This is a genomic window from Pseudomonas sp. BNK-7 (assembly GCF_048072025.1).
GTDB lineage: Bacteria > Pseudomonadota > Gammaproteobacteria > Pseudomonadales > Pseudomonadaceae > Aquipseudomonas > Aquipseudomonas danubii.
This window is the reverse complement of the sequence record NZ_CP182252.1, coordinates 6,411,841-6,425,821: the sequence shown is the minus strand read 5'-3', so window position 1 is coordinate 6,425,821 and position 13,981 is coordinate 6,411,841. Positions and strand designations below refer to the sequence as shown.

General features: G+C 63.9%; 12 protein-coding genes. 5 read left to right on the top strand and 7 right to left on the bottom strand.

Features of this window, described 5'->3' with window-relative positions:
• The first annotated feature begins 25 nt into the window (after window positions 1-25).
• Window positions 26-1,663 carry a 5-guanidino-2-oxopentanoate decarboxylase gene (locus ACMGF8_RS28970; protein ID WP_102860518.1) on the top strand — a complete coding sequence of 546 codons (1,638 nt, stop codon included), beginning with the start codon at window positions 26-28 and terminating at the stop codon, window positions 1,661-1,663.
• On the top strand, window positions 1,660-3,108 hold the full coding sequence (locus tag ACMGF8_RS28965; protein WP_102860519.1) for an aldehyde dehydrogenase family protein: 1,449 nt from the start codon (window positions 1,660-1,662) through the stop codon (window positions 3,106-3,108). The genes ACMGF8_RS28970 and ACMGF8_RS28965 overlap by 4 nt, the downstream gene beginning before the upstream one ends.
• A 25-nt stretch (window positions 3,109-3,133) precedes the next feature.
• Here the strand turns inward: ACMGF8_RS28965 and ACMGF8_RS28960 are convergent, their stop codons facing one another.
• Window positions 3,134-4,063 (bottom strand): AraC family transcriptional regulator, encoded by a 930-nt coding sequence (locus ACMGF8_RS28960; RefSeq protein WP_102860520.1) that lies wholly within the window; start codon window positions 4,061-4,063, stop codon window positions 3,134-3,136.
• A gap of 328 nt (window positions 4,064-4,391) precedes the next feature.
• Here ACMGF8_RS28960 and ACMGF8_RS28955 point away from each other — a divergent pair, with 328 nt between their 5' ends.
• Window positions 4,392-4,757: a putative quinol monooxygenase gene (locus ACMGF8_RS28955; protein ID WP_060844457.1), complete on the top strand. Its 366-nt coding sequence runs from the start codon at window positions 4,392-4,394 to the stop codon at window positions 4,755-4,757.
• Between the two features lie 9 nt (window positions 4,758-4,766).
• Window positions 4,767-5,039 (top strand): hypothetical protein, encoded by a 273-nt coding sequence (locus tag ACMGF8_RS28950; protein WP_060840761.1) that lies wholly within the window; start codon window positions 4,767-4,769, stop codon window positions 5,037-5,039.
• A gap of 9 nt (window positions 5,040-5,048) precedes the next feature.
• On the opposite strand, the gene ACMGF8_RS28945 is transcribed toward ACMGF8_RS28950, so the two are convergent.
• Window positions 5,049-5,678, bottom strand: a complete 630-nt coding sequence (locus ACMGF8_RS28945; protein WP_060844456.1) for a flavin reductase family protein — start codon at window positions 5,676-5,678, stop codon at window positions 5,049-5,051.
• Between the two features lie 164 nt (window positions 5,679-5,842).
• Window positions 5,843-6,295 (bottom strand): heme utilization protein, encoded by a 453-nt coding sequence (locus ACMGF8_RS28940; protein WP_250329549.1) that lies wholly within the window; start codon window positions 6,293-6,295, stop codon window positions 5,843-5,845.
• 385 nt (window positions 6,296-6,680) lie between these two features.
• On the opposite strand from ACMGF8_RS28940, the gene ACMGF8_RS28935 reads away from it, so the two are divergent.
• A complete protein-coding gene (locus ACMGF8_RS28935) occupies window positions 6,681-7,436 on the top strand; it encodes a hypothetical protein (protein ID WP_102860523.1) in 756 nt (251 codons plus the stop codon).
• A 98-nt stretch (window positions 7,437-7,534) separates the two neighbouring features.
• On the opposite strand, the gene ACMGF8_RS28930 is transcribed toward ACMGF8_RS28935, so the two are convergent.
• The 4 genes from ACMGF8_RS28930 to ACMGF8_RS28915 form a co-directional block, all read right to left on the bottom strand.
• Window positions 7,535-8,857 (bottom strand): MFS transporter, encoded by a 1,323-nt coding sequence (locus ACMGF8_RS28930; protein WP_047305837.1) that lies wholly within the window; start codon window positions 8,855-8,857, stop codon window positions 7,535-7,537.
• Between the two features lie 286 nt (window positions 8,858-9,143).
• Window positions 9,144-10,478 carry a sigma-54-dependent transcriptional regulator gene (locus ACMGF8_RS28925; protein WP_110651394.1) on the bottom strand — a complete coding sequence of 445 codons (1,335 nt, stop codon included), beginning with the start codon at window positions 10,476-10,478 and terminating at the stop codon, window positions 9,144-9,146.
• Window positions 10,472-12,238: an ATP-binding protein gene (locus ACMGF8_RS28920; RefSeq protein WP_102860525.1), complete on the bottom strand. Its 1,767-nt coding sequence runs from the start codon at window positions 12,236-12,238 to the stop codon at window positions 10,472-10,474. Before ACMGF8_RS28920 ends, ACMGF8_RS28925 begins: the two co-directional genes overlap by 7 nt.
• A gap of 153 nt (window positions 12,239-12,391) precedes the next feature.
• Complete coding sequence (locus ACMGF8_RS28915) at window positions 12,392-13,915, bottom strand: fumarate hydratase (protein ID WP_102860526.1); 1,524 nt, start codon at window positions 13,913-13,915, stop codon at window positions 12,392-12,394.
• Window positions 13,916-13,981 lie beyond the last annotated feature (66 nt).

The window sequence follows — 13,981 nt, the reverse complement described above, 5'->3', positions numbered from 1 at the left end:
TTCCACCAATAAGAAGGGCGATGAGATGGCGACGTGCGGCGAAGTACTGGTCAAGTTACTTGAAGGTTATGGGGTTGAGCAGGTGTTCGGCATTCCCGGGGTGCATACCGTCGAGTTGTATCGCGGTCTGGCCCGCTCGCCCATCCAGCATGTCACCCCGCGCCATGAGCAAGGCGCCGGTTTCATGGCCGACGGCTACGCCCGCACCAGCGGCAAGCCCGGCGTGTGTTTCATCATCACCGGCCCCGGCATGACCAACATCACCACCGCCATGGGCCAGGCTTATGCGGACTCGATTCCCATGCTGGTGATCTCCAGCGTGCAGACCCGCAGCCAGCTGGGTGGCGGGCGCGGCAAGCTCCATGAGTTGCCGAACCAGAGTGCGCTGGCCAGCGGCGTGGCGGCGTTTTCCCATACCCTGATGAGCGCCGATGAATTGCCAGTGGTGCTGGCCCGGGCTTTTGCCCTGTTCCAGGCTGGACGCCCACGTCCGGTGCATATCGAGATTCCTCTCGATGTACTGGTTCAGGATGCCGATCATCTGCTGGCCAGCGAGCCGGTAACCGTTGCCCGTGCCGGTGCCGCCCCGGACGCTGTCGCCCGGATGAGTCAGCTGCTGGCGACGGCCAAGCGCCCGCTGATCCTGGCCGGTGGCGGCGCCATTGATGCGGCTGCTCCCCTGACCCGTCTGGCGGAACTGCTGCAGGCTCCGGTGGCCCTGACGATCAACGCCAAGGGCATGTTGCCGTCGGCCCACCCGCTGCTGATTGGCTCCACCCAGTCATTGGTGGCAACCCGTGCCCTGGTGGCCGAGGCCGATGTGGTGCTGGCCATCGGCACTGAACTGGCGGAAACCGATTACGACGTGACCTTTGCCGGTGGCTTTGAAATTCCCGGGGCCTTGCTGCGGATCGATATCGATGCCGATCAAACGGTGCGCAACTACCCACCGAAAGTGGCACTGGTGGCCGATGCCGGGAACGCAGCCCAAGCCCTGCTGGCAGAGCTGTCCCGGCACACCTTGAGCGAGCGCAGCAGCGACTGGGGCCAGGCCCGCGCCGCGGCCTTGCGCAGCGAACTCGAGAACCTGTGGGACACGCCGACCCGGGCCCAGACCCTGTTCCTGGAAACCGTGGTCCAGGAGTTGCCGGAGATCGTCCTGGTGGGCGATTCCACTCAGCCGGTGTACAGCGGCAACCTGACGTTCAATCCTGAGCAGCCGCGGCGCTGGTTCAACTCGTCCACCGGCTACGGCACCCTGGGTTATGCCTTGCCGGCCGCCATCGGCGCCTGGCTCGGGGGCGCTTCCCAGTCCAGCTCGCGGCGGCCGGTGGCTTGCCTGATCGGCGATGGCGGCTTGCAGTTCACCCTGGCGGAACTGGCCTGCGCCGTGGAAGCACGCACGCCGATCATCGTCCTGCTGTGGAACAACCAGGGTTATGAAGAGATCAAGAAATACATGGTCAATCGGGCCATCGAGCCAGTAGGCGTCGACATCTACACCCCGGATTTCATTGCCGTGGCCAAGGGCCTCGGGTGCGCAGCCGAGCGCATCGACAGTGTCGAACAATTGCGTGCGGCCCTGCGCATGGCCGTTGATCGCCAGGGACCGACCTTGATTGAAGTTGATCAGAATCGCTGGACTCAAGGAGCACAGGCATGAGTTCGCCGCACCTGTTGAACGGTGTGTACATCGACGGCCAATGGTCGGCAGGCAGTGAGCACCTGCAGGTGATCAACCCGTCCACCGAGGCGCCCTTGGCCTGGGTGGCGGGCGCCGGACCGCAAGCCGTGGATCAGGCGCTGCAAGCCGCTACGGCGGGGCTTGCCCGCTGGGCACAAAGCAGTGGCGTCGAACGTGCCGCCGTGCTGCGCAAGATCGCTGCCGGTGTGGCCGAACGCCGGGAGCGGCTGATGCACCTGCAGTCGAGCAACAACGGCAAGCCGCAGTTCGAGGCGGCGATGGATGTGGACGATGTCATTGCCACCTTTGAGTATTACGCCGGGCTGGCCGAGGAGCTGGACGCGACCCAGGATGCGAATGTGCCGCTGCCCAGTGAGGATTTCAGCGCGCGCCTGCGTCGTGAGCCTTGTGGCGTGGTCGGGCTGATCGTGCCGTGGAATTTCCCCATGGTCACCACGGCCTGGAAGTTGGCGCCAGCCCTGGCCGCCGGTTGCAGCGTGGTGCTCAAGCCCTCGGAAGTCACCCCGCTGCCGGAGCTGGAACTGGCGGCGATCATCGCCGAAAGCGGCTTGCCCAACGGGGTGTTCAACCTGGTCTGCGGGACGGGCCTGGCGGTCGGTGCGCCTTTGGCGGCGGACCCGCGAGTGGCGAAGATTTCCTTCACCGGCAGTAATGCGGTGGGCGTCCAGGTCATGCAGCGGGCAGCGGAAACCGTCAAGGGCGTGAGCCTGGAACTGGGGGGCAAGTCATCCTTGCTGGTGCTGGCGGATGCCGACCTTGACCTGGCGGTGGAGCTGGCCTGTGGCGGTGGCTTCTTCAATGCCGGGCAGATGTGCTCCGCCACCAGCCGGGTACTGGTCGCCGACGAGCTGGCCGATGAATTCCTCTTGCGGCTCAAGGCCCGGGCTGAAGGCATTCGGGTGGCCGACCCGTTCGACCCTGAGGTGGTCATGGGCGCCCTGGTGAACCAGGCGCAATACCACAGAGTGCTGGCGCACATCGATCGTGGTCTGAATGTCGGTGCCAAGCTGGTGTGTGGCGGCGGCCGCCCGGCCGGGCTGCAGCAGGGCTTTTTCATCCAGCCCACGGTGTTCACCGAGGTGCCGCTGGACAGTGCCCTGTGGCGTGACGAAATCTTTGGCCCGGTGCTCTGTGTGCGCAGTTTCAGCAGCGAGCAAGAGGCGATCGAACTGGCCAATGACAGCGAGTTCGGCCTGGTGGCCAGTGTGGTGGGGGCGGACGTGGACAATGCCGAGCGGGTGGCCAATGCCCTGCAGGCCGGCCTGGTGTGGATCAATGCACCCCAGGTGATCTTTCCCCAGACTGCCTGGGGCGGCTACAAGCAGAGCAGCATCGGCCGCGAGCTGGGCCCCTGGGGCTTGCAAGCCTTCCAGGAGCTCAAACACGTAATCCGCGCGCTGTAGCCGCCGGCTTGCCGGTGACCCCGGGTTACCCGCCAACCCGCAGGCGCGCCATGTCCCGCAAGGGCGGCGCGCCAAACAGTCGGCTGTACTCACGGCTGAACTGAGACGGGCTTTCATAGCCGACTCGATACCCCGCCGCCGAAGCTTCCAGACCTTCGGCCAGCATCAAGCGCCGGGCTTCCTGCAGACGCAGCTGTTTCTGGTACTGCAAGGGACTCATGGCGGTCATCGCCTTGAAGCGGTGGTGCAGGGTCGACACGCTCAGGTTCACTTCCCGGGCCAGGTCATCGATGCGCAACGGCTGCACGAAATTGCCGTTGAGCCACTTGATGGCCTGGTTGACCCGGTGCCCCTGGCTGTTGGCGGTGGCGATCTCGTACAGACGATGGCCCTGGGGGCTGCGCAGCAGGCGATAGAGAATTTCCCGACGCACCAGCGGCGCGAGCATGGCGATGTCTTTCGGGGTGTCCAGCAGGCGGGTCAGGCGCAGCACGGCGTCCAGCATCGCCGGGTCCAGGCGCTCTACGTACAGGCCCCGTCCAGTGGGCCGGGCAGGCACCCCCAGCGGTCCGGCGTCGGCGATCAGTGCATTGATTTCCCCGGGGTCGATGTCCAGGCGCAGGGCCAGGATCGGCTCTTGCGGCGAAACGATCGCCACCTTGCCGCTCAGTGGCACGGAAACCGACACCACCAGGTAATTCAGCGGGTCGTAGTTGTAGCTTTCATCGGCTAGGCGCACTTCCTTGCGGCCCTGGGCCATGATGCACAGCGCCGGTTGCGCCAGCACCGAGCCGAAGTGATGGGAAGTGCTGTGACGCGAGACGAACAGCGAGTCGATGGCGGTGGCGTAGCTGCCGTCTTCGGTGGTGTTGCGCGCAATGATCGCGGCCAGTTCCACGCGCTGGCGTTCCATCTCCGGAGCCAGGGGCGGCGGCAGGGTATCCAGTGATGACATGGGGCGCCTCGGGGTGTTTGCAGTCGGCACAGCTTAAGTTTGTGCAAGAGTCGCGGGTAGGCGAATCCTGCGTAAAACTTGCCTGATCCTGCTGCTTGCGCGCGGGATAGACAAGAGGCGCCGACGCCCGGGCGCGTCACTTGCTTGAAACGCCGCTGTAACGCTTTTGCCCCATGCCGCCGCCCAAGCGATGGAGAAAGCGGCTGGTCGCAGGATTGGGCAAATCAACGGCAGAAATCGACTAACGCGCGAAAGGGCCCGCCCCGTATCGTTGATCCTGTCGCAGCCCGTCCCCGGCTGCCTCGACAACACCCTGGGAGGGTCGCACATGTCCACGCATATTCCCGTCAGTCACATGGCCTTTGTCCGAGCCCGGGCCGGGCGTTCCAAGGAACTGGGTGCGCGCTTGAGCAGCCTGATCGAACCGTCGCGCCAGGCCAGCGGTTGCCTGCACTTCGCCCTGCAGCATTCGCAGTGCGATGCCGACCTGTGGCTGGTGTCCGGTTTCTGGAGCAGCCAGCAGGCGATGACCGCCTATTTCAGCTCGCCGGCCATGGCGATCTTTGCCGAGCTGGTGCAGGACCTGGTGGTCAACAGCCTGGATTTTCATACCTTCAGTACGGTGTCGGCGCTGCAAGCCCATGGCGAATACCCCCAACTGCAGCGTGCACCGCTGCACAAGCTGGCCAGTTGAAGGTTTAGAATGGCCGACTTTTCATTGGCCAGGACTTGCAACATGGCACGCAAAGAGTTTGCACATTACGAAGCCGTTTCCGCGGTGGTTCCGGGGGAGGGCGGATACAGCGCCGCCATCGCCGTCAAAGCCCTCGGAGCATCGGGCGCCCCGCGCTTTCACAAAGTCCTGGATGAGCAGAGGTTCAAGACTGCCCATGACGCCGACCAGGCTGCCGCACAACAACTCGAACAACTGGCCGATGTCGATCAGGACGGCGAATTGAGCTGGAAAGCCGACTGATTCGCCGCGCTACTTGACCGCCCCCGGGCGGTGCATCTTGAACAACGCCTCCGGCCCCAGTTGGAAGTAATCCGCCGGTCCGCCGCCGCGCAGAATCGGTTCTGCCGCGGCGGTGTCGTAGATCCCGTCCTTGAGCAGCCACTTGGCGATATGCACGGCGACCACCTCGCCGAGGATCAGCCAGCTCGGCACCAGCTCTTTGTCCGCCCGTTGCAATTGAATGATCTGGGTGACCTTGCACTCGAAGGACACCGGGCTCTCGGCGACCCGCGGCACACTGATGACCTTCGACGCCACGGGCGTCAGGCCGGCCAGGGCGAACTCGTCGACCTCGGGCGCAACCGCGGCGCAGCTCTGGTTCATCTGCTCGGCCAGTGGCCGGGTGGCCAGGTTCCAGGCGAATTCTCCGGTGGCCTCGATGTTGTTCAGGCTGTCTTTGCGCCCGACGCTGGAGAACCCAATGATCGGCGGAATGTAGTTGAAGGCATTGAAGAAGCTGTAAGGCGCCAGGTTCAGCCGGCCTTGTGCATCCTGGGAAGAGATCCAGCCGATGGGACGCGGGCCGACGATGGCATTGAACGGGTCATGGGGCAGACCGTGGCCCAGGGCGGGTTGGTAGAAGTGGATATCGTCGGACATGGCTCAAGGTTCCTGCTGTGGGGCGAGTGAAGGGCGCCATAGTGCAGTGCGCTCTGGTCGAATTCCAGCGTCCGGGCCTCGGTTGATCCAGGAGGCGCACGATTTTCCCCGGCTAGAAAAGACTAAGCCCGGCCGAAGCCGGGCTGTGGTGTCAGGTGAGTCGATCAACTGATGGTGGCGGAACCGGTGCGGTCGTAACCGTCGGCAGCGAAGGTAGCGGAGCCGGTGCGGTCGTAGCCGTCTTCAGCAAGGGTGGCTGAACCGGTGCGGTCATAGCCATCGGCAGCGAAGGTGGCGGAGCCGGTGCGGTCGTAGCCGTCTTCAGCAAGGGTGGCGGAACCGGTGCGATCGTAACCGTCGGCGGCGAGGGTGGCGGAACCGGTGCGGTCATAGCCGTCGGCAGCGAAAGTAGCGGAACCGGTGCGGTCGTAGCCATCGGCAGCGAAGGTGGCGGAACCGGTGCGGTCGTAGCCATCGGCAGCGAAGGTGGCGGAACCGGTGCGGTCGTAGCCATCGGCGGCGAGGGTGGCGGAACCGGTGCGGTCGTAACCGTCGGCAGCGAAGGTATTGGCAGCCAGTACCGACAGGGTCAGGGCGAGGATCAGTTTGGTTTTCATGGCGGTGTCTCCGGGTTCGTTGAGGTGTTTGCGTTGGGCTTGATGTGAATCCTACTCCGATAAAGTTGATTAAAAAGCGCAAATAAATGCTTATTAAAATCGAATTTATCGATGTGTATAGGGGCGTCACTCACCGCCGATCAGCGCATTCAGGCCTCATTACAGATACGCACCAAGTCGCAACTTGGATTCAGTAGCAGCCTAAGGAGCCGGCATTAACTGACCGTTAATGGCTCAGTCCATGGGGCAGGAAAGGATTAAAAAACCATCAACGGTTTTTTCATTCGGCCCCGACCTATTTTTCACCCCCGAGCCTTCAGCCTTCGCGCAGGCCTGCAACCCACGACAGGCCATTTTGAATGCGACCCTTGGAGCTCCTTGATCAATGAACAAACTTCCCCAGATCACCCTGGCCTTCTGGGTCATGAAAATCTGCGCGACAACCTTGGGGGAAACCGCCGGTGATCTGCTGTCGATGACCCTCAATGTCGGTTACGCCATCAGCTCGATGATCCTGATCAGCGTGTTCCTGCTGATCCTGGTCACCCAGCTGTGGTCCAAGACCTACAACCCGGTGCTGTACTGGATGGTGATTCTCTCCACCAGTACCGCCGGCACCACCCTGTCGGACTTCATGGACCGCACCCTGGGCCTGGGCTATGCCAGTGGCTCGCTGATCCTGATCGGGATGCTGCTGGCGATCTTCGCCGCCTGGCGCCTGAGTGGCGACTCGCTGAACGTCAACAGGATCCAGACCTTTCGCGGCGAGCTGTTCTATTGGATGGCGATCCTGTTTTCCAACACCCTGGGCACCGCCCTGGGCGATTACCTGGCGGACGATTCGGGGCTGGGTTTTGCCGGCGGCGCGTTGCTGATCGGCTCGACCATTGCCGTGGTGGTCCTGCTCAAGTACCTCACCCGGCTCTCGTCGGTGCTGCTGTTCTGGGTGGCCTTCGTGCTGACTCGGCCGTTCGGCGCCACCCTGGGCGATTTCCTCACCAAGCCCCATGAAAAGGGCGGGTTGGATTTCGGCACCATCGGCTCGTCAGCGGTACTGGCGGGGATTCTGCTGGTGATGATTGTCGGCGCGGCCTGGGCCCAGAACCGCTACGCGCGCCAGGGCGCCGCCGAACTCTCCTGAGCCACACCCACTTTCTGTAGGCGCCGGCTGGCCGGCGAAAGCCTCCCCCACAGATCGCGAAAAAAGCGCCCGGGCCTTGCACCCGGGCGCTGTGGTTTTCAGTCGGTCTCGATCCGCGAATGCTTGCGGGTGTCCTTCATGGTCGCGTAGACCAGCAGCGAACAGGCAATACAGGCGGTGACGTACCAGTAGTAGCCGGTTTCCATGCCGATGCTCTTGAACCACAGGGCGATGTATTCCGCAGTGCCGCCGAAGATCGATACGGTCAGCGCGTAGGGCAGGCCCACGCCCAGGGCACGGATTTCAGTGGGGAACAGCTCGGCCTTCACCACCGCGTTGATCGAGGTGTAGCCACTGACGATGATCAGTGCCGCCATGATCAGGAAGAACGCGCCCCACCAGGTCTGGATGGTGTGCAGGGTGGTGAGGATCGGCACGGTGAACAGGGTGCCGAGGATGCCGAAGGCGATCAGGATCGGCCGCCGGCCCACCTTGTCCGAGAGTGCACCGATCACCGGCTGCAGGCACATGAACAGGAACAGCGTGGCGGCAGAAATGGTGGTGGAGTCGGAAATGCTCATGCCGACGGTGTTCACCAGGTATTTCTGCATGTAGGTGGTGTAGGTGTAGAAGGCCAGGGTGCCGCCCATGGTCAGGCCGACCACGGTCATCAGTTCCTTGGGATGACGCATCAGGGTGCGCATCAGGCTTTCTTTGGGCTTCTCTTTCTTCTTGGTGAAGGACTCGGTTTCTTCCATGCCGCGACGCAGGTACAGGGCCACGACCGCACACAGGGCGCCGATGCCGAACGGAATCCGCCAGCCCCAGGATTGCAGCTCCTCGGTGGTCAGAATGTTCTGCAGCACGATCAGTACTCCCAGGGCGATGAGCTGACCGGAGATCAGGGTCACGTACTGGAAGCTGGAGAAGAAGCCGCGACGTTCCTTGGTCGCCATCTCGCTGAGGTAGGTGGCCGAGGTGCCGTATTCACCGCCCACCGACAGGCCCTGCATCAGGCGCGCCAGCACCAGCAGGATGGGGGCGCCGACGCCGATGGTTTCGTAACCCGGGGTCAGGGCGATGATCAGCGAGCCGAAGCACATCAGCAGCACCGAAGCCATCAGCGCGGCTTTACGGCCTTTGCGGTCGGCGTACAGGCCCATCAGCCAGCCACCGATCGGGCGCATCAGGAAGCCCACGGCGAAGATCGCGGCGGTGTTCAGCAGTTGCGCGGTGGTGTCGCCCTTGGGGAAGAAGACTTTGGCGAAGTACAGCGAGAATGCCGCGTAGACGTACCAGTCGTACCACTCGACCATGTTGCCCACGGAACCGCTGAAGATCGACTTCAGGCGGCTGGCGGTGGTCTTTTCGGTGGCGGATGCAGCCGCCGACCCGGCAGGCAGGGTATTAGAGATATCCATGACGGACCCTTCTATTCATTGTTTTTGTGGAGCGCGCGCAAGCGCAGCCTGCTGGGGCTGTAGCAGGACCTGTGCCAAGGACAAGAGGCCCGGGCTAGAGGGGTTTGATCGGTGGTGATGAGCGGAAATCCGCCTATGGGTGCCTGTGGGGTAGGCGGGAAATTGCCGAAAGGTGCGCGGCACCTGGGAGGCGTGTTCGGGCGGCTTGCCGTTTGCGGGTATGGGTGGGGCTACACCTGGCTTGAGGGCCTGTTCGCCGGCAAGCCGGCTTCTACAGGGACGAGGGTTATGGGTCTTTGAGGAACATTTCCCGGGTCAGGCCGTGACGCTGCATTTTTTCATTCAGGGTCCGGCGCGGCAGTTGCAGTTCGTTGAGCACGGCCTTGATCTCGCCCTTGTGGCGAGTCAGGGCAGCGCGCAGGCACTGGGCTTCGAAGGCTTCTTGCTGCGCGGCCAGGGATTGGCCGGCTTCGAGGACTTCGGCCTCCGGCTCCCCGAGGCCCAGCACCTGACGCTCGGCGGCGTTGGCCAGTTCGCGCACGTTGCCCGGCCAGTCGTGACTGAGCAGGCGGCTCAACTGGGCGCCACTCAAGGGCGCGACGCTGCGCCCCAGGCGCTCGGCGGCGGCCTGGGCGAAGTGTTCGTAGAGCTGTGGAATATCCTCGCGGCGCTCACGCAGTGGCGGCAGGCGCAGTTCGGCCACGGTCAGGCGATAGGCCAGGTCTTCGCGAAAGCGTCCGGCCCGGGCCTCCTCCAGCAGGTCGGGCTTGGTGGCGGCGATCACCCGCAGGTCGACCTTGATGCTCTGGTTGGAGCCCAGGCGTTCCAGTTTCTGCTCCTGCAGCACCCGCAGCAGCTTGACCTGCTGGGCCAGGGGCATGCTTTCGATCTCGTCGAGAAACAGCGTGCCGCCATGGGCGTACTCCAGCTTGCCGATGCGCTTGCCCTGGGCGCCGGTGAAGGCGCCGCTTTCATGGCCGAACAACTCGGCCTCGAACAACTGCTCGGGTATCGCTGCGCAGTTCAGGGCGACAAAGGGCTTGCCGGCCCGGGGACCGAAGTCGTGCAGGCAGCGGGCGATCAATTCCTTGCCGCTGCCGGTTTCACCTCGGATCAGCACATTCACGGGCAAGGCGGCCAGATCCAGTACCTGGCGGCGCAGGGTCTGCAGGGCCCGGGACATGCCGAGCAGGGTGGCGTCGAGCTTGGCCCGGCTGTCAGCCTGCTGGTGCAGGCGACGGTTTTCCAGGACCAGGCGGCGTTTGTCCAGGGCCCGGCGCAGGCTGCTGAGCAGGGTGTCGGGGCTGAAGGGTTTTTCCAGGAAGTCATAGGCACCGTCGCGCATGGCCTCGACCGCCATGGGCACGTCACCGTGACCGGTCAGCAGGATGATCGGCAGGTCGGGGTCCAGGCGCTGGACCTGGGCCAGCAGCTCCAGGCCGCTGATACCGGGCATGCGCACATCGCTGAGGATCACCCCGGGGAAGTTCTTCGGCAGTTGCGCCAGGCAATCCTCGGCGCGACTGAACAGCTGGACCTCGAATCCCGACAGGCTCAGCCATTGTTCGACGGCGGTACGGATGCTGGCCTCGTCATCCACCACGATTACCGAGTTCAGCATTGGATGTGCGCTTCCAGATCGATGGGCAGGCTGAGGGTGAACACCGCGCCCTGATTCTGGTTGGCGGCGCTCAAGCGTCCCCCCAGTTCATGGACGATGGCGTAGGACACGGCCAGCCCCAGGCCCAGGCCATCACCCACCGGCTTGGTGGTGAAGAACGGGTCGAACACGCTCAGCAGGTGCTCTTCGGCGATCCCGCCGCCGTTGTCGGCGACCCGCAGTTGCCACAATTGGTCCTCGGCCTCGAGGCTGATCTGCAGGTGCTTTTCAGGCTTGTTGTGCATGGCGTCGAGGGCATTGCGCAGCAGGTTGATCAGCACCTGCTCCAGGCGGATGGCATCACCGCGAACCCAGGCCGGGCGGGTCAGGTGCAGCTCGATCTGGATGTCTTCGGCACGCAGCCGGGTTTCCAGCAGCTGCAGCGACTGGTCCACCACCGCGGCCAGATCCAGGCGTTCGCGCAGGCCGCTGGGGCTCTTGCGGGCGAAGGTCTTGAGGTGGCTGGTAAGGGCGGCCATGCGGGTCAGCATGTCGTCCAATGGTCGCAGGGCTTTGTAAGCCTCATCCACCCGGCCGTGATCCAGCAGCAGCCGCAGCGTGGCAAGCTGCATGCGCTGGGCGGTCAGGGGTTGGTTGATTTCATGGGCCAGGGCCGCGGACATCTGCCCCAGGGCGGCCAGCTTGGCCGATTGCACCAGGCCTTCCTGGGCGGTGCGCAGATCCCGAGTGCGTTCCTGGACCAACTGTTCCAGCTCTTCACGGTTGCGCTGGCGGATTTTCCCCAAGCGCCAGCGTTGGCTGAGGAACAGCAACAGGAACACCAGGGTCAGCCAGGCACCGGCGGCCGCCAGCCCGGCATTGCGGCTTTCCTCGAAAGCGCTGGCCGGCTTGCGCAGCAGGTGCAGGGTCCAGCCTTCGGCGGTCAGCGGCAGGGATTCCCAGAGATAGTTGGCCACGCCCTCGGGGCCTTCGACCTGGACCAGTCTGCTGTTGTCGTCGAATGTTTGCAGGGTCGTATGTTGCAGCGCCGTCAGCGGTTGCTTGTCGTACTGGCGGGTCAGCTTGATCTCCGCCAGGTCGTTTGCGGACAGCGGTTGCAACTGCCGGTAACGCCAGCCGGGCTGGTTGGCGATAAAGATGATGCCTCGGGCGTCGCTCACCAGCAGGGTGTCGTTGCCCTGGCTCCATTCATGCTCCAGTTCGGGGAACTCCAGCTTGACCACCATGGCCCCGAGGAAGTCCTCGTTGTCGGCCTTGACCGCGCTGGAGAGGAAATACCCCGGAATGCCGCTGGTGACGCCCACGGCGTAGAAACGCCCGCTGCCCTGGCTGCGGGTCTGCTTGAAGTAGGGGCGAAAACCATAGTTGTGGCCGACATAGCTGCTGGGCAGTCGCCAGTTGCTGGCCGCCACGGCCAGGCCTTCATGGTTCAGCAGTTCCAGGGTCGAGGAGCGGGCGGCGCCATTGATCTTTTCCAGTTTGCGGTTCAGTGCATCCTGGGTGTCTGCCGTCACCGGGCCCTGAAGTGCCGAACGCAGTTCCGGGTCCAGGGCCAGCACCGCTGGCAGGGCGCGATAGCGTTCGATCAGGGTGTGCAGCGAGTTGGCGTACAGCCCTAGCTGTTCATTGGCTCGTGCGGCATCCTCTACCAGCGTCTGGCGTTCGGCGTGGCGCATGGCCAGGCCGGCGCTGATGACGGTGCCAGCGAGAATAACCAGGATATAGAACGTCAAGCGGATAGGGCGAGAGATCTGGGCCATGAGTCGGGGCAGGCTGCAATGGGGGCGGGAACGATAGCATGAGCGACGGGTGGAACGTTGATCGCCGACAGTGTCGCGAAAGGGCGCGGCATAAAAAAAGCGACGGGCTGTTGTCTCAACAGCACCGCCGCTTTGGCCAAACGTTAGAAGGGCTTACTGCACTTCTACCGCCAGGCTGTCACTGATCTTTTTCTGCCAGATGGCGGGACCGGTGATGTGGACCGACTCGCCCTTGCTGTCGACGGCGACAGTCACTGGCATGTCCTTGACCTCGAACTCGTAGATCGCTTCCATGCCCAGTTCGGCGAAGGCCAGGACCTTGGACTTCTTGATCGCCTGGGCCACCAGGTAGGCGGCGCCGCCGACGGCCATCAGGTACACGGCCTTGTTGTCCTTGATCGCGTCGATGGCGGTCGGGCCACGCTCGGACTTGCCGATCATGCCCAGCAGGCCGGTCTGCTCGAGGATCTGCCGGGTGAACTTGTCCATCCGCGTGGCAGTGGTCGGGCCGGCCGGGCCCACCACTTCGTCGCCCACCGGATCAACCGGGCCGACGTAGTAGATGAAGCGACCCTTGAGGTCTACCGGCAGGGTTTCACCCTTGTTCAGCATCTCCACCATGCGCTTGTGCGCCGCGTCGCGGCCGGTGAGCATCTTGCCGTTGAGCAGCACGGTCTCGCCCGGCTTCCAGCTTTGCACGTCTTCCGGGGTCAGGGTGTCGAGGTTGACCCGACGTGCCGACGGACCGGCTTCCCAGACGATTTCCGGGTAGGCGTCCAGAGGTGGCGCTTCCAGTGCGGCCGGGCCGGAACCGTCGAGCACGAAGTGCGCGTGACGGGTGGCGGCGCAGTTGGGGATCATGCACACCGGCAGGGAGGCGGCGTGGGTCGGGTAGTCCATGATCTTCACGTCGAGCACCGTGGTCAGGCCACCCAGGCCCTGGGCGCCGATGCCCAGCTGGTTGACCTTCTCGAACAGCTCCAGGCGCATTTCTTCGATGCGGTTGGACGGGCCGCGAGCCTTGAGCTCGTGGATGTCGATGGACTCCATCAACACTTCCTTGGCCATCACCGCAGCCTTCTCGGCGGTGCCGCCGATGCCGATGCCCAGCATGCCCGGTGGGCACCAGCCGGCACCCATGGTCGGTACGGTCTTGAGGACCCAGTCGACGATGGAGTCGGACGGGTTGAGCATGGCCATCTTCGATTTGTTCTCGGAGCCGCCGCCCTTGGCCGCCACGTCCACTTCCACGGTGTTGCCGGGAACGATGGAGTAGTGGATCACCGCCGGGGTGTTGTCCTTGGTGTTTTTCCGAGCGCCTGCCGGGTCGGCCAGGATGGAAGCGCGCAGGACGTTTTCCGGCAGGTTGTAGGCGCGACGCACGCCTTCGTTGATCATGTCGTCCAGGCTCATGGTGGCGCCGTCCCAGCGCACGTCCATGCCCACGCGAACGAACACGGTGACGATCCCGGTGTCCTGGCAGATCGGCCGGTGGCCGGTGGCGCACATGCGCGAGTTGATCAGGATCTGTGCCATGGAGTCACGAGCGGCCGGCGATTCCTCGCGCAGGTAGGCCTCGTGCATCGCCTGGATGAAGTCCACGGGGTGGTAGTAGGAAATGAACTGCAGGGCGTCGGCAACGCTCTGAATCAGGTCGTCTTGCTTGATCACGGTCATGAGTCGCGCTCCTCTAAAAGACGGGAACATTTAATAAGGTGGCTGCAGCAGGGTGTATCGGTCGGT

Bases quoted from the DNA above. Each gene is read 5' to 3' on its own strand.
- ACMGF8_RS28970 (WP_102860518.1), top strand. From the start codon at position 26: ATGGCGACGTGCGGCGAAGTACTGGTCAAGTTACTTGAAGGTTATGGG.
- ACMGF8_RS28965 (WP_102860519.1), top strand. From the start codon at position 1,660: ATGAGTTCGCCGCACCTGTTGAACGGTGTGTACATCGACGGCCAATGG.
- ACMGF8_RS28960 (WP_102860520.1), bottom strand. From the start codon at position 4,063: ATGTCATCACTGGATACCCTGCCGCCGCCCCTGGCTCCGGAGATGGAA.
- ACMGF8_RS28955 (WP_060844457.1), top strand. From the start codon at position 4,392: ATGTCCACGCATATTCCCGTCAGTCACATGGCCTTTGTCCGAGCCCGG.
- ACMGF8_RS28950 (WP_060840761.1), top strand. From the start codon at position 4,767: ATGGCCGACTTTTCATTGGCCAGGACTTGCAACATGGCACGCAAAGAG.
- ACMGF8_RS28945 (WP_060844456.1), bottom strand. From the start codon at position 5,678: ATGTCCGACGATATCCACTTCTACCAACCCGCCCTGGGCCACGGTCTG.
- ACMGF8_RS28940 (WP_250329549.1), bottom strand. From the start codon at position 6,295: ATGAAAACCAAACTGATCCTCGCCCTGACCCTGTCGGTACTGGCTGCC.
- ACMGF8_RS28935 (WP_102860523.1), top strand. From the start codon at position 6,681: ATGAACAAACTTCCCCAGATCACCCTGGCCTTCTGGGTCATGAAAATC.
- ACMGF8_RS28930 (WP_047305837.1), bottom strand. From the start codon at position 8,857: ATGGATATCTCTAATACCCTGCCTGCCGGGTCGGCGGCTGCATCCGCC.
- ACMGF8_RS28925 (WP_110651394.1), bottom strand. From the start codon at position 10,478: ATGCTGAACTCGGTAATCGTGGTGGATGACGAGGCCAGCATCCGTACC.
- ACMGF8_RS28920 (WP_102860525.1), bottom strand. From the start codon at position 12,238: ATGGCCCAGATCTCTCGCCCTATCCGCTTGACGTTCTATATCCTGGTT.
- ACMGF8_RS28915 (WP_102860526.1), bottom strand. From the start codon at position 13,915: ATGACCGTGATCAAGCAAGACGACCTGATTCAGAGCGTTGCCGACGCC.